The organism is Brevundimonas sp. TWP3-1-2b1 (assembly GCF_049896165.1).
Lineage (GTDB): Bacteria > Pseudomonadota > Alphaproteobacteria > Caulobacterales > Caulobacteraceae > Brevundimonas > Brevundimonas subvibrioides_B.
In genome coordinates this window covers 25653-43017 of record NZ_JAFCTT010000019.1, presented here as the reverse complement: position 1 = coordinate 43017, position 17365 = coordinate 25653, and the positions used below count along the sequence as shown (strand labels likewise).

18 protein-coding genes and 2 pseudogenes are annotated in these 17365 nt (G+C 65.6%); 11 read left to right on the top strand and 9 right to left on the bottom strand.

All coding sequences use genetic code 11. The features are described from left to right. Positions 1-7 precede the first annotated feature (7 nt). The 4 genes from ACP7AB_RS15415 to ACP7AB_RS15400 all read right to left on the bottom strand — a co-directional run bounded on the left by ACP7AB_RS15415 (position 8) and on the right by ACP7AB_RS15400 (position 3870). Positions 8-1318: an outer membrane beta-barrel protein gene (locus ACP7AB_RS15415; protein WP_426046183.1), complete on the bottom strand. Its 1311-nt coding sequence runs from the start codon at positions 1316-1318 to the stop codon at positions 8-10. A gap of 62 nt (positions 1319-1380) precedes the next feature. Next, positions 1381-1869 (bottom strand): hypothetical protein, encoded by a 489-nt coding sequence (locus ACP7AB_RS15410; protein WP_425992842.1) that lies wholly within the window; start codon positions 1867-1869, stop codon positions 1381-1383. Positions 1870-2019: 150 nt separating this feature from the next. Beyond that, complete coding sequence (locus tag ACP7AB_RS15405) at positions 2020-2580, bottom strand: hypothetical protein (RefSeq protein ID WP_425992840.1); 561 nt, start codon at positions 2578-2580, stop codon at positions 2020-2022. A 30-nt stretch (positions 2581-2610) separates the two neighbouring features. Continuing rightward, positions 2611-3870 (bottom strand): transglutaminase-like cysteine peptidase, encoded by a 1260-nt coding sequence (locus ACP7AB_RS15400; protein ID WP_425992838.1) that lies wholly within the window; start codon positions 3868-3870, stop codon positions 2611-2613. A 220-nt stretch (positions 3871-4090) separates the two neighbouring features. On the opposite strand from ACP7AB_RS15400, the gene ACP7AB_RS15395 reads away from it, so the two are divergent. Further along, positions 4091-4687 (top strand): polysaccharide biosynthesis/export family protein, encoded by a 597-nt coding sequence (locus tag ACP7AB_RS15395; protein WP_425992836.1) that lies wholly within the window; start codon positions 4091-4093, stop codon positions 4685-4687. Positions 4688-4705: 18 nt separating this feature from the next. Here ACP7AB_RS15395 and ACP7AB_RS15390 read toward each other — a convergent pair whose 3' ends face one another. Beyond that, positions 4706-4876 (bottom strand): hypothetical protein, encoded by a 171-nt coding sequence (locus ACP7AB_RS15390; protein ID WP_425992834.1) that lies wholly within the window; start codon positions 4874-4876, stop codon positions 4706-4708. Positions 4877-5096: 220 nt separating this feature from the next. On the opposite strand from ACP7AB_RS15390, the gene ACP7AB_RS15385 reads away from it, so the two are divergent. The 5 genes from ACP7AB_RS15385 to ACP7AB_RS15365 all read left to right on the top strand — a co-directional run bounded on the left by ACP7AB_RS15385 (position 5097) and on the right by ACP7AB_RS15365 (position 9055). After that, the gene (locus ACP7AB_RS15385) at positions 5097-5780 is read left to right on the top strand and encodes a sugar transferase (protein WP_425992832.1); all 684 of its coding nucleotides are present in this window, start codon (positions 5097-5099) and stop codon (positions 5778-5780) included. 457 nt (positions 5781-6237) lie between these two features. Then, positions 6238-6726 carry a hypothetical protein gene (locus ACP7AB_RS15380; RefSeq protein ID WP_425992830.1) on the top strand — a complete coding sequence of 163 codons (489 nt, stop codon included), beginning with the start codon at positions 6238-6240 and terminating at the stop codon, positions 6724-6726. A 1-nt stretch (position 6727) separates the two neighbouring features. Continuing rightward, positions 6728-7147 (top strand): hypothetical protein, encoded by a 420-nt coding sequence (locus ACP7AB_RS15375; protein ID WP_425992828.1) that lies wholly within the window; start codon positions 6728-6730, stop codon positions 7145-7147. Between the two features lie 165 nt (positions 7148-7312). Continuing rightward, a complete protein-coding gene (locus tag ACP7AB_RS15370; protein WP_425992826.1) occupies positions 7313-8122 on the top strand; it encodes a metallophosphoesterase family protein in 810 nt (269 codons plus the stop codon). Positions 8123-8300: 178 nt separating this feature from the next. Further along, positions 8301-9055, top strand: a protein-coding gene (locus ACP7AB_RS15365; protein WP_425992824.1) for an IS5 family transposase whose coding sequence is annotated in 2 segments (ribosomal slippage) — positions 8301-8634 and positions 8634-9055 — 756 coding nt in all. Because the reading frame shifts where the segments join, the coding sequence is not laid out codon by codon here. Between the two features lie 16 nt (positions 9056-9071). Here ACP7AB_RS15365 and ACP7AB_RS15360 read toward each other — a convergent pair. The 3 genes from ACP7AB_RS15360 to ACP7AB_RS15350 all read right to left on the bottom strand — a co-directional run bounded on the left by ACP7AB_RS15360 (position 9072) and on the right by ACP7AB_RS15350 (position 11288). Then, complete coding sequence (locus ACP7AB_RS15360) at positions 9072-9827, bottom strand: hypothetical protein (RefSeq protein WP_425992823.1); 756 nt, start codon at positions 9825-9827, stop codon at positions 9072-9074. Further along, positions 9821-10837 (bottom strand): hypothetical protein, encoded by a 1017-nt coding sequence (locus ACP7AB_RS15355; protein ID WP_425992821.1) that lies wholly within the window; start codon positions 10835-10837, stop codon positions 9821-9823. The genes ACP7AB_RS15360 and ACP7AB_RS15355 overlap by 7 nt, the downstream gene beginning before the upstream one ends. 121 nt (positions 10838-10958) lie before the next feature. Beyond that, the gene (locus tag ACP7AB_RS15350) at positions 10959-11288 is read right to left on the bottom strand and encodes a DUF4344 domain-containing metallopeptidase (RefSeq protein WP_425992875.1); all 330 of its coding nucleotides are present in this window, start codon (positions 11286-11288) and stop codon (positions 10959-10961) included. Between the two features lie 23 nt (positions 11289-11311). Here ACP7AB_RS15350 and ACP7AB_RS15345 point away from each other — a divergent pair. Beyond that, positions 11312-11468 (top strand): annotated as a pseudogene (locus tag ACP7AB_RS15345) (integrase core domain-containing protein); the annotation flags it as partial. Between the two features lie 145 nt (positions 11469-11613). On the opposite strand, the pseudogene ACP7AB_RS15340 reads toward ACP7AB_RS15345, so the two are convergent. Then, positions 11614-11886: pseudogene (locus tag ACP7AB_RS15340) on the bottom strand (IS6 family transposase); the annotation flags it as partial. Positions 11887-12178: 292 nt separating this feature from the next. Between ACP7AB_RS15340 and ACP7AB_RS15335 the strand changes: the two are divergent. The 4 genes from ACP7AB_RS15335 to ACP7AB_RS15320 all read left to right on the top strand — a co-directional run bounded on the left by ACP7AB_RS15335 (position 12179) and on the right by ACP7AB_RS15320 (position 17327). After that, complete coding sequence (locus ACP7AB_RS15335) at positions 12179-13195, top strand: cupin domain-containing protein (RefSeq protein WP_426046182.1); 1017 nt, start codon at positions 12179-12181, stop codon at positions 13193-13195. A gap of 12 nt (positions 13196-13207) precedes the next feature. Further along, complete coding sequence (locus tag ACP7AB_RS15330; RefSeq protein ID WP_425992818.1) at positions 13208-14281, top strand: ester cyclase; 1074 nt, start codon at positions 13208-13210, stop codon at positions 14279-14281. Continuing rightward, on the top strand, positions 14278-14904 hold the full coding sequence (locus ACP7AB_RS15325) for a hypothetical protein (RefSeq protein WP_425992816.1): 627 nt from the start codon (positions 14278-14280) through the stop codon (positions 14902-14904). Before ACP7AB_RS15330 ends, ACP7AB_RS15325 begins: the two co-directional genes overlap by 4 nt. 140 nt (positions 14905-15044) lie before the next feature. Beyond that, positions 15045-17327: a TonB-dependent receptor gene (locus ACP7AB_RS15320; RefSeq protein WP_425992814.1), complete on the top strand. Its 2283-nt coding sequence runs from the start codon at positions 15045-15047 to the stop codon at positions 17325-17327. Positions 17328-17365 lie beyond the last annotated feature (38 nt).

Here is a 17365-nt window from a genome sequence, read left to right as displayed (position 1 = left end):
GGAGAGGCTAGTACTGAGCGACCAGCGAGACGCTCAGGCGATTGACGTCGAAGTCAGAGCCGCCGCCTCGCCCGGTCGAGGACTGTTCGAAATGGCTCGCAGCAACACTGATGCCAACCACGCGGTTCAGGAGGTAGGTCGCGCCGACCGATGCAGTCAGGCGGTCGTCGTCGCGGTCGATGCCCTCGTACTGATCCTTGGCCAGGGTGAGGTTGGCGTTCAGCAGGACGTTGCGCATCAGCTCGTGGTCGACCTGGACCCCCACGGCGGAGGACAGATAACCCCCGGTTCCGGCGATCCCCGCATCCTCGATGGTTCGCGACGCCGTGGTGGTGACCGTGGTCAGCTGGGTCGGGAACCACTCGAGCTGGGCCCGCGCTCCGAAACCGCTGATCTCGTCATAGGCCGCCTCGTCGAAGGACTGGCTGATGTAGCCGACGGCGATCTCGCCTCGCGACAGGGCCCCGACCTCGAAATTGGCGCCGACCAAGGCCTCGTAACCTTCGGAATCGCGGGCCGGCAGCAGGGCGGAGGTCGCCGTGTCATAGTCGCGGCTGTTGCCGGTCAGCTGGACGAAAACCGCTGTGTCGGGGCTGACGGCGTAGTCGCCGCGCCCTGTCAGGCTGGAGACCGTGCGATCGCGATTGTCCTGGTCGACGATGGTACCGCCGAGCGTAACCCCGTCCTTGTAGTCATAGACCCGGCTGTCGGCGCGGGCTGACAGCTTGACCCGGCCACTCGACCTAGTCCCCGCCAGATAGGCCGAGGACATGTCATAAGAGATAGGCTCGCGCGTCGAGGCCGGCGCATTGGAAGAGGTCCGTGGCTCGGTCAGCCTGGCGTAGTCAACGCCTGCCGCGACATTGGAGCCCCGCGTGGCATCCAAACGCCCCGTGGCCCCGAACCCGTAATCTTCCGAGTTCTCGCCGTCAAAGTCCTGATAACGGCTAATCGTGGCGCGTGCGTAGGCGGCAAGCGCATGGCGCGACCAGCCGGATTCCAGGCTGATCTCCGGCTTCAGCCGGACGATCCAGTCGCCGTCGGCCCCATTGGAGACGGCGAAGATATTGTCATTGTATTCCGCATCGGCCTGCAGGCGGGGGTAGGCCATGAATGTCCCGACCGGGACGCCCAAGGCCTCATAATCTGGCCGAGGCCGGTCGCGCACGGCCACCACACGGTCGCGCGCGAACAGATCGCCCGACTGGCTCTGGGCCTGGGCCAGGGAACCCGTGGTTGACTGCGCCATCGCCGCGCCTGCGGGGATAGCTGCTCCCATAACCAGCACACAGGTCAGGCGGGCGTTCATTTTCGACATAGGTCCCCTGTCCGCCGATCCCCCGGCAGCTTGAATTCGGTCTCAGTTCGGTCGCGAAGCGATCAGGTGACCGGACGATAGTCCGAGCCGCCTCCGCCACCGCCGCCCGAAGACGACGGCGCACCGATCGGCGCGCCCCCCGTCTGCCCCCCCGAAGCGGGTGCCCCACCCGGCGTGTTGGAGGCGGTGACGATCGACTGGACGCTGCCGACAGCCGAGGACGCGGCGGCCGACAGCTGACCGGAAGCGGCGAGGTTGGCCCGGGCACTGGACAGCGCCTGGTTGACTACGGCCGGGCTCTGGCCGCTGGCGGCTATGACCGCCTGAACGGCCGTCTCGATGGCTTCGGCGGCCGCGTCGCCGGTCAGGCCGGCCGCGGCGGCGTCCGCCTGGCTCGCGAGAATCGCGGCCTGAATGTCGGCGGCGAGCGCACTGACCGCGTCGTCCTGGACCGCGGCGATCGCAAGGGCGGGCGGGACCGACACCGCCGTCAGGGCGGCCAGCGCAAAGGCTGCGCGGCAGGCGGCGGCGAAGAAACTAGCTTTCAGCATTGCGCATCCCTCGAAATTGTTCAAAAGCTCTACACTGTGCAGGTGCGAAACAAAACACGACAGCGGTCCGCGATTTAGCTCGAACAGCGTTTTCTTCCGGCTTATGTGCTCTTGATGTGACTCTGACGTGCGTCACACCGTTTCTCGCGCCTAGGATTCGTCCGATGCGGGAGCCGGCGACCGTCGTCCGAGGGTGAAGGCGAGCCGCCCAGCCGGATCCGTGATGTCGGGCGAAGCCGCTTCGGCCACTCCCGGGCGGTCCCGCGCGGTCACGGCCAGTTCACCCAGGGCCTGGCCGCGCAGTTCGGGCGTAAGGCTCGGCCAGTTCTGGAAGGCGAAGCGAAGACGCCAAGCCGTGACCTCGGGGCCGTAGGGGGCCACGGCATAGCTGCGGTCGAGCGCGTCCAGCATGGCTGGGGTGCGCCCCTCCTCGCGCGCGATCCAGGCCAGCCGGGACCAGGCGGCGGCATCCATCGGGCGAACCTCCAGCGTCCGCCGGGTCGCCGCTTCCGCTTCCGCCAGGCGCGGCGGTCGGGCGGTGGCAGCGCGCTCGGCCTCCGCCTCGCTGACCGCGGCCAGCGGCACGGGTCCCAGATAGCCCCCCAGCGGCATCGACAGCGGCACGGCCAGAGAGACGCCACCGGCGAGCGTCGCCAGGGCCAGGGCGATCGCGGCCAAAAGACGGATCCGGTAGGTCAGGGCCGCAGACATGAGCGATCTCCAAAGATAGAGGCGCCCGGCCTAGATCGCGGCGCGGACCCAGTCAAACGGGTGGCCAGGGCGCTGGCGTTCGCGCCAGGTGTAGTTGACCCGATCCCAGCGCGAGACCCAGGGGGTGAGATTGTCGAGCACAAACTCGCCTTCATCCGAGGCGAGCAGAAGAACGGCATGGGTTTCACCCCAGCCGGTCTCTACGATGGCGATGGAAAGCGCGGCCGCCGGGACACCCGCCGCGATCAGTGCGCGCCGCTTGGCCAGTACATAGTCCTCACAGTCGCCGCGGGCGCGCGGCCCCTCGGGTCGAGCCCAGTAGTCGGCCTGGCCATACTGTCGGTCGTCGGCCATCCGCCGGATCTGGCGGTTGACGCGGCGGTTGACGCCGTTGACCAGGGTCCATCCCGACCGATCCAGCGCGAATGTCGCCTGGCCCAGATCCGGGACCGAGGTCGACGTCGACATCGAGGTTAAGGGCTCGGTCGCGACGCCGGGCGCGGCCGGGGTCTCGATGGCCGGGATGGCGGCCGCCATGACGCCGTCGTCGGCGGCCATGACATCATCGCCGGCGGCCGAGGCCAGGGTCTCGACCATAGGGGCTGCTCCCGTGTCGAGCGCGGCGACCGCGACGTCCCCGGCGGCCAGGGTTCCCTGCCCGTCTACGGGAGAGGTCACGATGGCGTGGCGGCGGGAGGCCGCCGCGAAGCCTGACGCGCCTCGGCCGCGTGCGAGGTTCAGAAAGGGCCTGGGTGGGCCCAGGCTCAAATGGGTGCTGGATCTGTTCGGAGCCGACGACGCGTCGATCCGGGACAGGGCCACCGGACCGAGCATGGTGGCCGCGACGTCGGCAGACGGAGCCGCCGCCTGGACGGCTTGGGCCAACCTGGCCGGCCCACGGTTCGTCAGGGACACCGAAACCGGAACCGCCGAGCGCCGGGCGCGCGCCGAAACCTCAAAGGCTCTGGACCAGTCGAAGGCCGGTGGGGCATCGCCGAGGGCGGCCGGAGCGTTTGGCCGACGCGCGAAAGCGTCCTGCCAGAAACGCCTGTTAGCCTCTGCCCTCAGCGTAGTCAGGTCCGGAATCGCCGCCGGATCGTCGGCGCATTCGGCGGGCAAACGCTGGCAAAGGTCCAGAAAGCCGATCGGCGGGAGCGCTGCATCGCCGAGCGCCATCGCGGGGCCGTGGGATCGCGCCGAAGCCGTCTCAGCCTGGGCATAGCCCCCGAGCGCCAAAGCGGCCAATCCGACCAGAGGCGCCGCTGCATTTCTGATATTTCTGTTGAACATGATAGTTCCTTGTTCTTGGAACATCTTGATCGACAGGTCGTAAGATCAGTTTTAGAGACATCGTTGCTACGTTATTGACAGTTCTGGTTTTCGGACTGTTAAGGTTAATCAGTCTTGTGGCTCCAGACGCCGCGCCCAGCCGAGCGGCGGTCGACAACGCCTCTGGATTGTGAAGCCCGATGTCGGTTAGATAGAGGGAGCGTTCTTGGGGAGAGTTATCATGACCAGTTGGATCCGCGGCGTGCTCGTGGGCCTCGCCCTCACCTTCGCCCTCGCAGGTTGCGCCCAAGCCCCTCTTGCCGTCGATCCGGGGCTGGCAGGCGCCAATGGCGTATCCGACGGAGTGGTGCGGGTCGTGCCCGAGTACCGGCTGGGACCGGCGGACAAGGTACGGGTCAACGTCTTCGGCGAGGAAGCCCTGACCGGGGAGTTTCTGGTCGGCGGTTCGGGTCGCATCTCCCTGCCCCTGATCGGCGAGATCCAGGCCGCGGGCCTGACCATCTCGCAGCTGCAAGAGAATATCGCTGCCGCCCTGCGCGAGGGCTATATCAACGAGCCCCGGGTGAACGCCGAGGTTCTGAACTACCGGCCCTTCTATATCCTGGGCGAGGTCAATACCCCTGGCGAATATCCCTACACCAACAACCTGACCGTCCTGAATGCGGTGGCGACCGCCGGCGGCTTCACCTATCGGGCCGACACACGACGGGTCTATATCAAACGCGCCGACGGCGTCGGCGAGGTCGCCTATCCGCTGTCGACCGCCACCCAGGTCGCCCCCGGCGACACGATCCGCATCGGCGAGCGCTTCTTCTAGGCCGCTGCTCGCGTGACGCTACAGGACGAACACCGCGATCGCCGCGAGCGTCGACCAAGCGATGGATGAGAACAGCAGCGCCAGACCATGGCCGGCTAAGCGGCGTGACCCGTCGGTTCTGACAGGCCTGCTTGCATATCCAAGGTCCTGGGGCTGGAAATGGGGTTCGGGGACGAGGGAAGCGGTCATGGTCGGTCCTCCTGAGCCTGGAAAGAATGGCCCCGGCCGCGTTAAGACCGACCTAAACCCCACAGTTAATGGCGACCGTCCGTTCCCGTCAGGAGTGTGGCGCTAGGGAGACATAGCGGCGTTCGCCTGACTCGATCGCTGGATTGGTCTTGCAGCGCGCAATCCTGATGAGGTTAGCTGTTTCTTAACAGGGGGCTCCTGGGCTGGATGGGCGTGTTTCATGTTTGACGGGGTTGTCTCCCGGGCGTCCAGCTCGGCAGTCATCTACGACGACGGCGTCGCCTCATGGCGGCCGCGCGTCGCGCGCAACGGCCTGTGCCCATGGTTGAAGCGCGCCTTCGACCTGGTCGTCGCCTCGCTCGCACTTCTGATCCTGCTACCGGCCTATGGCGTCATCGCCGGGCTGGTCGCTGTGGACAGCCCTGGCCCGATCCTTTTCCGCCAGCGCCGAACAGGCAAGGATGGCCGAGTTTTCAACATCTACAAATTCCGCACCATGCGCATGGCAAGTGAAGACACCTCCGTCCGCCACGCCTCGCGCAACGACGACCGGGTCACCCGGCTTGGGCGCACGCTTCGCGAAACCAGTCTGGATGAGATCCCCCAGCTGCTCAATGTGATCAAGGGCGACATGGCCCTGGTGGGTCCCAGACCCCACGCAGTCGAGCACGACATCCTCTATGGCAGCCTCATCCCGCACTACGCCGAGCGTTTTGCCGTGCGTCCGGGCCTGACGGGACTGGCCCAGGTCCAGGGCCTCCGCGGCGAGATCCGCGAACTGGCCTGCATGGCGCGGCGGGTCGATGCCGATGTCCTCTATGCCCTCCACTGGAGCTTCCCCGGTGACCTGGGCATCATCGTCCGGACGATTCCGCTGCTCCTGGCCAAGGTCAACGCCTACTGAGCCACCGTCACTGGTCGGACAATCGGCGACCCTAGGTCCGACTGGCGCGCGAGCCGCCAAGCGCCTCATTCAGGACCTCCCTGCAAGGATCCGGGGCGCACCGATGCCTTCTGCCCGTAATGATGTGCGCCAATGTGGCGACGCGGCCGCCGCCAAGGCGGACAAGAGCCTGCGGGACGCGCCGGCACCGGTTAGCACGCTCCACCCTCACGTCGTGTCTGGGCCTGAGTCTAGGTCCGGGCCTGGGTTTGGGTCTGGGTCCGGGTCTGGGTCTGGGTCTGGGGCCCTGACACTGTGCGCCGCTGCGGCGTGTCTGGATCGGACCGTTTCACCCTCGCCTGAGGCCGACCGGGTCGGCACCGGGACCGGGCTTAATCCATCAGGAACCCTGTCTGTTCACGGCCTCTTGGCGGTCCTCGGCCCAAGGTTCGGGATCGCCATTCCGGAGCCGTCAACCGTGTCCACGCCCCGCCAGACCGTCAAGGCTCTCCGCATCGCGTCCGTCTTCGCGCTGATCGGGTTGACCGGGCTTCTGCTTGGTCCCTTCCAGGGTCTGGAGCGCGTCTTTCATCTGAGCGACGAGGCGGCGCATGCCATCGCCTTCTTCGGCGTGACCCTGGGCCTGTTCGCCATTGCCCCCCAATGGCGGAGGACCGACCTGGCCCTGGCCGCCCTGGCCTTCGGTGTCCTGATCGAACTGGCCCAGGGCCTCACCGGGCGCAGTGCCTCCCTGCTGGACCTCATGGCCGACGGTGTCGGCATTCTCGCGGCGCTGGCGCCAGGCCTGGTGGAGAGCCTCAGGCACCATGTGCGAACCTCCCCGGACGTCGACTTCGCCGTCATCCGGTCGCTGGACCGCAGAACATCCCGGGCGGCGCCTCTGGGCGACGCAATGGTTTGTTCTGATGCGAAAGAACTCGGGGCCTCGACCCTGCGGACGCTCTGAGGTGGTTTACCACGTCCTGACCCGCGAGGCCTTGTACGAGCAGGTCTGGTCTCGTCCGGTGAGGACGGTGGCGCAAGACCTCGGCGTCTCCGACGTCGGCCTGGGCAAGGCCTGCCGCTCAGCTGGGATTCCGACGCCGCCGCGCGGCTTCTGGACCCGGCTCCATCACGGCAAGCCCCTCCCGGCCCGTCCGCCGCTCGCGGCGCGGCCCGATCGACGGACCTGGGTGGTGATCGCGCCGGCGAGGTCGCGCGTCCGGGTGTCTCCCCTGCCCTCTGCGAACGTGCAGCCGGCCCCGGACGGCCTCGACCTTGCAAGCCCGGTCGCGAGCCCGGTCGACCGGATCCCGGACCGGCCGGTCCTGGCGTCTGTCCGAGGCCCGGTGTTCGCCGGCCGACCTCGCAGGCCCGGGAGCGGCTGAAGGGTCCGGGGGCCGGATCGCACCGGGAAACGAACCTGGCGCGCACATCAGGTCTTATCGGAAATCGAAAAACACCCCGTCTTGCGCCAGACTCCATTACGGTGTCCCAGGTTGCGTGCCCATTTCCACCCGTTCGACCACGCCAGACAGGATCCCGACCCTCCCATGCTGTCGCGCCTCTTTCCCAAACGATCCGCCCGGCCGGTGTCGCGCACCCCGCCCGACTGCGTCGTCTGGGCCGTGGGCGACATCCATGGGCGTTCGGATCTGGCCGACCGCCTGATCCAGGCCATTCTCGCCGACCTCCACGCCGCCCAGGCTTCGCGCAAGGTGGTGGTCTTCCTCGGCGACTACGTCGATCGCGGGCCGGATTCAAAAGGGGTGCTGGATCAACTGGTCAACCTAGCCGCTGATCCGGCGCTGGAGGTCCGTCTCCTGCGCGGCAATCACGAAGACCGGATGCAGGCCTTCCTCGACGATCCGCAAATCGGCCCGTCCTGGTGCGACTACGGCGGTCGCGAAGCGCTTGTCTCCTACGGCGTCAACCCGCCACCGATGCGCGGCGACATCGAGGCCTGGACCGAGGCGTCGCTGGCGCTCGGCCAGGCCCTGCCGGCCTCGCATCGCGCCGTTCTCGCCCGGCTGGAGACCTCGGTCTTGATCGGCGACTATTTCTTCGCCCACGCCGGCGCCCGCCCGGGCGTAGCGCTCCAGGCCCAGTCGCCCGAGGACCTGATGTGGATCCGTCAGCCGTTCCTGGACCACGCCGGTCTGTTCGAACAGGTGATCGTACACGGCCACACCCCCAGCGAGGCCGTGCATTCCGACGCCCGACGCATAGGCGTCGACACGGGGGCCTATGCGACCAATGTGCTGTCGGCTGTCCGGCTCGAACGCGAGACGCGGATCCTGCTGCAGGCCACGGGACGCGCCGGCCGGATCGCGATCACCACCTCGGCCCTGGCCCATGGCTGAAAGACCGTTTGAGCGTCGCCGACCGCGAACAGCTGAACCCCTTGCGGGTCTTGGCACTGTCAGGGAAACTTCCATCGGCTGAAAAGCCCCCTGCCCGTCTAGATTCAGGTTCAGGACCCATTAAAGGGATTCCCGGCGGGGCTTTGATCTGATTCACTGGAGGCAGGAGGAGCCTGTCATGAGTGATCTTTTCTGGCTGACGGACAAGCAGATGCGGCGGATCGAGCCGTATTTCCCGCTCTCGCACGGTATTGCGCGGGTGGACGACAAACGGGTGCTGAGTGGCATCATCTTCGTGATCCGCAACGGCCTGCGCTGGCGTGATGCGCCCAGGGACTACGGGCCGCACAAGACGATCTACAACCGGTTCATCCGCTGGAGCCGGTTGGGCGTGTTCAACCGGATCTTCGCTGAACTGTCCGCCAAGGGGCCCCGGCCCGAGCGATTGATGATCGACGCCACCCATCTGAAGGCCCATCGGACCGCAGCGAGCCTGCTCAAAAAGGGGCTGTTCCCCGACGTATCGGGCGAACCAAAGGGGGGCTGAACTCCAAGCTCCACGCCGTGTGCGACGGCCAGGGGCGTCCGTTGGTCCTGTTGCGCTCCGAAGGCCAGATGAGCGACTACAAGGGAGCCGCCCTGATGATCGACGCCCTGCCCAAAGCCAAGGCCTTGCTGGGCGACCGGGGCTACGACGCCGACTGGTTCCGGGCCGCCCTGATCCAGCGGGGCATCACCCCGTGCATCCCTTCAAAGGCCAACAGAAAGGTCCAGATCGACCACGACCGAACCCTCTATCGCCAACGCCACAGGATCGAGAATATGTTCGGCAGGCTCAAAGACTGGCGACGTGTCCACACCCGCTACGACCGATGCGCCCACACCTTCATGTCCGCCATCGCCATCGCCGCAACCGTCATCTTCTGGCTATGACCAATGAGTCCTGAGCCTAGAGAGCGTAAGCCGCGCGTAGACGGTCCACTGCGACGGCGCGCGTCATGGGGACCTCGAATTGCTTCGGATCAAACGCTTCGTCAGCCTCGAGAGCGTCCAGGAAGACGACCATGTCTGCGCGGACGGTGGGTGGCAGATCATACACGGCGTCCATGGCGATAACCTGCAATAGGCGGACGACGTCGCGGCGATGTTTGGCGATGTCTTTGCCGTCGATCTTTTCACCGGCCTTCCGGCGCTGGCTGAGGTCTAGCCAGGCGCGGGCCTTGAAGGGAATGATGCCAGCTTCGTCCAGCACCGGGATCCCGTCCAGGGTGCGGACCATAGTCTTGAGGAAGGCGTAATAGTCCTCGTCCAGCAAAATGGCTGACAGGCTGGCGGCAGCTTCACCGATCGGGAGGCGGGTCAACGTGCTGCCCTCGACAGCCGGCAGGCCGTCGGGCCGGTTGGAAAACAGTTCAAGCATGGCGGGGAAGTCGTCCGTTGCCGGCTTCTGGAACCGGTACAGAATGCGATCGCCCTCGCTGCGCTCGCGCACCTCATATCCGCCAGCGTCAATAAAGGCCATGAATCGCTCGGAAAAGGCCGGATCGAGCGCCTCAATGATCAGGACAATGTCGAGGTCCTTGGTCACGCGAAAGTCCAAACCGGCTTCGTCCATGATGAGTTCGCAGGCTGCACCGCCGATCAGTACGTACTGATGATCGTGCCCTGCGAAATGCTCGCGGAAGCGATCGACGCCGATCACCATGGAAACCGCTCCAGCAACTGTTCTGCAGCTTGGCTAACGCGTTCGTTCGGCTCGTGCCGGAGGCTGAGATAGAGGGACAAGGCGTCGACAACCGGCTCGGGGCCCGCCAGTACTCGCGGATCGTAGCTCCATGTTTCCACCTCTGTCCGGTCGTCGTCGTACGTCCAGGCCAGCTGCAGATCGAGATAACGAACGATGCGCTTCCATGCCGAAGCGGGAGCGGCTCGGCGTTCAACCTTTGGTGCGGCCAGCATGGTTTCGCGGGCTAGTGCGCTTTCGCCGGCGAGCGGAAAGTCAGCGGGAGGCAGCGGGCCCTTTACGAGCCGCAGCTTGCGGACTGGAGACTGAAGTCGGGCTTCTGCGGCCCGCCACAGGTCGTGGCGCTTCAAGGCGAATTGCAGCCGACGTTGCCGCCCGATGCGTCGTGGTTCAGCCAGGCCGAGCGCCTCTAGCTCATCCAAGGCGCGGCTCATGCTCATGATAGCGACCTCAAAACGGTCCGCGAGCGAGGTGAGGCTGGTGTCGTCTACCGGTTCGCCGAGCAGGGCGCCCAAGACTATAACCTGGGCTGTAGGCGACAGATGATCCGGCGGCGCGATGATCTTACCGACCGGCGACTCGCGCAGATCGACCAAGGCCTCCGGGACGTAGAGCTGCGCACCGGGAGACAAGAAGGCGATGTGTTCGGACATCAGTCGACGACGCAGAGCCTGAGGCAGCGCTTCGAGCAGCAGGACGACGAGCGTTGCGTTCAACCTTTGCTGCACGATCTCGCGATGTTTGATGAAATCGGCGATCCGTCCGAAGGTCCTGTCCTCGGTTGCCATGAAGACGGCCCGGCGACCGAACAAATCTCCCTCCCAGAAGCGGTAACGGTCGCCAAGGAAATGGGGCAAGGCGGAGGGCGCAAGATCGTGCAGACCCAAGCGCAGGCCGAACGCATCCCGTGCGTAGGCCTCCGCAGCCTGCGGGAGGGCTTCGCGCTTTGAAGGGGGCACAGCGTTTAACATCACACGGCGTATTTAACATCAGCAATGTTAAATATCAACTTCGCTGTTAAATAGGGTATGAGGCGCGGCGGAACTGACACGTTAAGTTGACCGAGCCGAAAACGCCCCTCCACTTCCCGCTTCAGGCAGCCCGGGTCGCTGCCGCCCAGGCGTCGTTTGCCTGGCCCCGCAGTGTTGATCGGCGTACAAGGCGGGACCCCACCCGGTATGAAATAACATATTGAATGAGCTTGATATCTGGGGGCGAGACGGGGTCCCGACAGACGTCAGTCAGTATGCGAGCCAACGTGTTTTTATATCGCGAATTCAACCGCCTAGGCTGCCTTTCGATGGGGTCCGATTTCGACGCCGATTCACAGCCCTCGGGGTTGGACCCGTAGACGAGACACGCCAGAATATAATAGCGTTGCTGGACGAGCGAGTGTTCGGTCGCATACTGGCTGTCGTCGATCTCTCCAGCCTGTGCCGGACGGCTTCAACGAGAGCTTCAACGGTCGCCTGCGCGACGAGCTGTTGAACGAGACGCTGTTCCGCTCCCTGCCGCACGCCCGCGTCGTGCTGGACGCCTGGCGGCGCGACTACAACGAAACCCGGCCGCACTCGAAGCTGGGATGGCTGACGCCCGAGGCCTATGCCAAGGCGCTCACCGGACACATCGGCCGGCCTGCTGCGCTGGTTGATGGCTGCTCAGACCGGCCTATTGCCAACCCCACCAACACCAGTTCAGATCACCCAAGGACTCTCGTTATGGCTGGATGAGAAACGGGGGTCACGTCAAGATACATCCGCTTGCCGCCGATCCAGCAGACCATCTCGTCCAGGTGCCAGCGCGGCGACGGGGCTCCTCGCCGCTTCTTCAGCCGCCGGGCGATCAAGGGGCCGAACTTGATGGTCCAGCACCGGATCGTCTCGTAGCTGACGTCCACACCGCGGGCTGCCATCAGTTCCTTGACGTCACGAAAACTGAGGCTGAAACGAAAGTACAGCCAGACGGCATGGCGGATAACATCTGCCGGAAACCGGTGGCGCTTGAACGAAATCGGCTTCACGAAATATCATCTCCAACAGCGGCTTAGGCCGTCATAAAAGGAGACGTTTTAGCGTTGGACTGACAGCACCTTGTCAATGCTGCCCTGTGCCTGAGTAGACGCCCCCTACCCCCTCCCGCGCCGGCCGTTCGCCCTGCCCGCTTTGCGCCTAAGCCCCATTCCGCGAAACGGCTCCGCCAGTTCGCTGACTGACAACACCATCGACCCGCACCCGATAAATGGCGGGCCGTCGGGCCCGACCGTCACCAACGCTTGCATTCGAATGCAAAAGTCGTTCAATACGCAGATGTCCATGCGTGCAGATAATCAGCGGCTCGAGAGCCGTATCGTACGGTACGGCGATCTCATTCCCTGTACCACCGCCTTCATCGATGCCCGGACCCCGGGCTCGGACGCGAAGGAAAACTTCACAATCATCGGTCCCGGGGTGGCGGAAAATCCGGACCAGCACGTCCACATCACCGAACCCCATGGGTTCAACATCGGCGGCGCGCGTCAGCCGCCGGGTTGCCTGAACTCCCAGCATTTCCATGAGACGGCCGAGGTCTTCTTCGTGCACTCGGGGCGCTGGGCGTTTCGGACCGGCGAGCATGCCGATGAGGGCGAGGTGGTGATGGAGCCAGGTGACACCATTTCCATCCCCGTGCATGTATTTCGCGGGTTCGAAAACGTCGGCGCCGAGCCCGGCTTTCTTTACGCCGTCCTGGGCGGCGACGATCCGGGCCGGGTCGTCTGGGCCCCTGATGTGCTTGAAAATGCGCGCGGTCATGGTCTGGTGCTTCTGGAAAGCGGCCGACTGATCGATACCCTTTCCCGTCACTCCGTGCCCAAAGACGATCCCGTGGTTCAGCCCGAGACTCGCGCGGCGCTGGAGCGCATCGTCCGACAGATCGACACCACGACGCTCGGGACCGTCGTGGTGCGGGGCGGATTCCGGCTAGGTACGGTGCCGGGCGCGCCCGCCGGCGTGGTCGAGCAGACGGTTCTGGGCGAGGCGAACCTGTCGGAGCCCGCGCCCGCGTCGCCGCTGGCCTGGTCACATGGCTTCGTCTGCCGGCGCGTGCGCCTGGCGCCCGATTCGCGAACGCCGGCGCTCAGGCGCCAGGACGCCGAGGTCATCTTCGTGCATGCTGGCGGGCTGGAGCTTGAGGTCGAGGGCGAGCATGCGCATCTGGCGCCGGGCGACACAGTGACCATCCCCGTCGGGGCGGTCCGCCGCATGAGCTCGCGGACCGGGGCCGACCTGTTCGTGACGCGGGCGGGCAATGCGCCTCAGCCGGCGGAACTCCTCGACGAGGCCACCTCTTGACCGGACCTCCTCGTGACCTGGAACGCTGATCCCCATGCCCCCTCCCCGGCCGGACGGTCGATCGAGGATCTGCTGAGCCCACACCCGCTCCGCCAGGCGCTGACCGGATTCGACCCGGACTACAGCGACATCGTCGATTACATCATCCGCTGCACCCACCGGATCTGGGAAGAGAAGAACGTCGGGCTATGCCGCTCGCACTATGGTGCGGACTGCCGCATCCATACCCTGGCCGGGCCGGTGCGGGGGGTGGAGGCCGTCGTCGCCAATACCTTGGCGACACTGGCGGCCTTTCCCGACCGCTGCCTGATCGGCGAGGATGTGATCTGGAGCGAGGACGCACCCGGACTGTTTCACACCTCGCACCGCATCGTCAGCCTGATGACCCATCTGGGCGACGACGCCTTCGGGCCCGCGACCGGGCTGCGCGCTCAGGTCACGACCATCGCCGACTGTATGGTGCGCGAGAACCGGATCGTCGAGGAGTGGCTGGTCCGCGACAATGCTCAGCTCGCGCGCCAGCTCGGCCTCGACCCGTGGACTGTGGCGCGTGCCCAGGCCGAGGCGGATCAGGCCCTGGACCCGGAGGTTCACGCCTGGCGCGGTCTCGAAATCGAACGGGTCCGCTCGGGCCGTGGGCTTGTCGATGCCGTGCCGGATGACCACCCGGCGATGCCGCTGACAGCCATGCTGACCACCGCCGTAAATGAGGGCGACCTGGGTCGCGCGGCCGAGGGTCTGTCCGTGGCGGTCGAGGGCGTCTGGCCCTCGGGGCGGCGGTGGTTCGGGCGCGGCGGCTGGATCGGAGCGATGAACCAGGTGACCGCCCAACTCGAAGCCCCCCGTCTGGTCATCGACCACTGGGCCGCGACCGGCCTGCCCGACGATGACATCGCCGTCGCCCTGCGCTGGTCGTTGGCGGGCCGCCATGTTCGGGGTGGCGTCCATGGCCGGGCGACCGGACGCGACCTGCTGATCCTGGGCGTCAGCCACTATCGAGTGAGGGACGGCAGGGTGGTCGAGGACGTCACCGTATTCGACGAACTGGCCCTGCTGCGTCAGCTGGCCGGAGGCCTCGGCGCATGACGGTCCTGGGCACATTGCTGCACGGCGAAGGCCCCCCCGTCCTCCAGACCTGTCGGTTCGAGGGCCGGGGCGGACAGGTCTATGGACGTGAGGCGATCGGCGGGCTTCTGGCGGCGCTGAGACCCTCTCTGGCGGTCGCCGATCTGGATATCGAAACCGATCGCCTGGGCCTCTGGATGGATGCGGACCACGCGGTCGTTGCGGATATTGGCCGGGGCCTGGTGCAGAGGTTGTGGATCCTGGGCGAACAGGAAACGCTCGATCCGCCCTCGGTACTGAACATTCCGATCGACCCGGACCTGAATCAGGCAGGCGGATCGGCGCGGTTCGAACCCGCTGATCACCCCGACCTTCGCCCCGAGCACCGCAACGACCTGGCGACTGCCGTGGGCGACTGGCCGGGGCTGGATCTTGCCCGGTTCAGACCCGTGGTGTTGCGCGCCGCGTCGATGGGCGGGCGGGTCGTCGGCTTGACGCGGCTGGAAGGCGAAGCGACCAAGGGTCGACCTGTCCCGATTGCATTCAACGGGCTGGTCGTCGTCGATGAGGCCGCCACCCTGTACCGCACAGATGGTGCGGGTCGCGCGGCTGGGCAGCGTCGCGGCTGGACGCCGCGCCTCTAATTCCGGGCTTGCACCCTACACTGTGCTTCTTTTGCGACACGCTCTCTGCATTCGAATGCAAAACCCGTGGACAAGACAAGCATTCGAATGCAGTCTTTAATTCTGTGATCCGGAGACGGACGGCAATGGGGGTTAGAACAATGGCGAACAAGTACGGTTTGGCGGGCGTTTCGATCGCGGTTCTGACCTTGGCGGCGGGTCATCCCGCCCTGGCCCAGACCGCGCGCCCCTCTCAAACGGGCGACCAAGCCTCGGCCGTCGACGACATCGTCGTGACGGCGCAGCGGCGGGCCGAGAACCTGCAGGACGTGCCGGTCGCGGTGACCGCACTGACGTCCGAAACCTTGCGGGACAACGACATCCGCGATCTGTCGCGCGTCGAGATCCTGACGCCCGGCTTCACCTTCGGCAAGTCCGGATCGGACGCCCGCCCGGCCATCCGCGGCGTCCGGACCGAAAACGTCGGCGTCTCGGGTGATCCGTCGATCGGCTACTTCACCGACAACGTTTACCGCAGCCGCGCCTCCCAGGCGAACGAGCCGTTCGTCGACGTGGCGCGGGTCGAGATCCAGCGCGGGCCCCAGGGCACCCTGTATGGACGCAACACCTTCGGCGGCAACATTGCCATCGCCACCAATGAGCCGGGTCCGGACTTCGACGCCGGGGCCAGCTTGACGCTCGGCAGCTTCGACCGCCAGTCGGTCGAAGGATTCGTGAACGTCCCGGTCAACGACATGCTGTCGTTCCGGATCGCGGCCCTGCGCGAGACGATGGACGGCTATGTGAAGGGCGTCACCTCCGATCTCGATATCTTCACCCGGGACACCAGCTATGCCCGTGTCGGCGTCCGCTTCGCGCCGACACCGCAGTTCGAGGCCGTCCTTCGCTACAGTCACTGGACCGAACAAGGCACCGGCGGTGCGGCCTTCGGCTATCGGGTCGGCGGCATCTTCGTGAACCCGACAACGGGCGCGTTCGACCTGAACGGCCGGCCGTATCTGCTGCGCTACGATATTCCCCGCACCGGCCAGCCTCTGGTCGAGGGTATTCCGATCAACCCCGATCCGCTGTTTTACGGCGGCGACACCAGGCTGGTGCAGGATCTCGAGCAGGATGCCTGGAGCGCCAACGTCTCTTACGATTTCGGCCCGGTGATCGTCCGCTCGATCACCGGCCATACGGATTTCTCGGTGTTCCGTAACGCCGACAACGACTTCTCGCTGCGGCTGGGCGCCGTGGACGCGCAGGAGGATGTGCTCGAAAGCTTCAGCCAGGAGCTGCAGATCGCCTCCAACGGCGAGGGCCGGCTGGACTGGATTGCGGGCTATTTCTACTTCAACGAAGACGTGACGGCCTCGTTCTTCTCCAGCTGTCCGACGCTGGCGCGCAACACAGCCGGCTGCGCCTTCGCGGCAGGCCTACCCGAGACGACCTCCAATGCCGTATTTGGTCAGGCGTCCTACTGGCTCATCCCGGACCGCCTGCGGATCACGGGTGGCGTGCGCTACACTGAAGACCAGAAGGTCATCCGCCGCGCCAACGCCACCACCAATGGCACCCAGCGCCTGACCTCCGTCACCCCGACGGGTCAGGAATTCGACTTTACCTTCAGCGAGACGACCTGGCGCGCCAACGCCGAATACCATCTGGCTACCGGCAACATGCTGTACGCCACCGTTTCGACCGGCTTCCGCTCGGGCGGCTTCAACTCCGGCTTCTTCACCAATCCAGCCCTGCCGGGGGCCTTCGGACCGGAAACGGTCACGGCCTATGAGGTCGGGTCCAAGAACCGGTTCTGGGACGACCGGCTCCAGATCAACCTGTCGGCCTATCGCAACGAATTCGAAGACCTGCAGGTCCAGAACCAGTTCCTGATCGTCACCGGGACCGGCACCACGACCACCTCGGTGATCCTGAATGCCGCAAAGGCGCATAGCCAGGGGCTGGAAATCGAGGTTCAGGCCGTGCCGATCGACAATCTGAACATCGCCTTCTCGGCAACCCTGATGGAGGCCCAGTACGACGACTATCGCAACGTCCCAGCCCCCTCGAACTACACGGGCTTCCTGAACTACTCCGGCAACGACGTGCCCTATAGCCCCAGCATCAAGCTAACGGGACAGGTGGGATACGACTTTGTGCTGGGGGATGGGTCGGTCATCACACCCTCGGCGACGTTGCTGTATTCGGACGCCTACTACCTAACCGACACCAACACCTCGCTGGACCTTCAGGACGCCTTCGCCAAAGTCGATCTCCGCGTCAGTTGGGTCGATGCCAGCGAGAAGTATCGCGTCGATGTCTTCGCCAACAACGTGGGCGACGAGGTCACGTTGAACCGGGCCACCTTCGGATCGCGGGGCCTGAACCAGAGCTACGATGCGCCCCGCATGTACGGGGTTCGCCTGAGCGCGGCCTACTGATCGACCAAACCCTCCCCAAGCCTCTAGGGGGCGGCTTC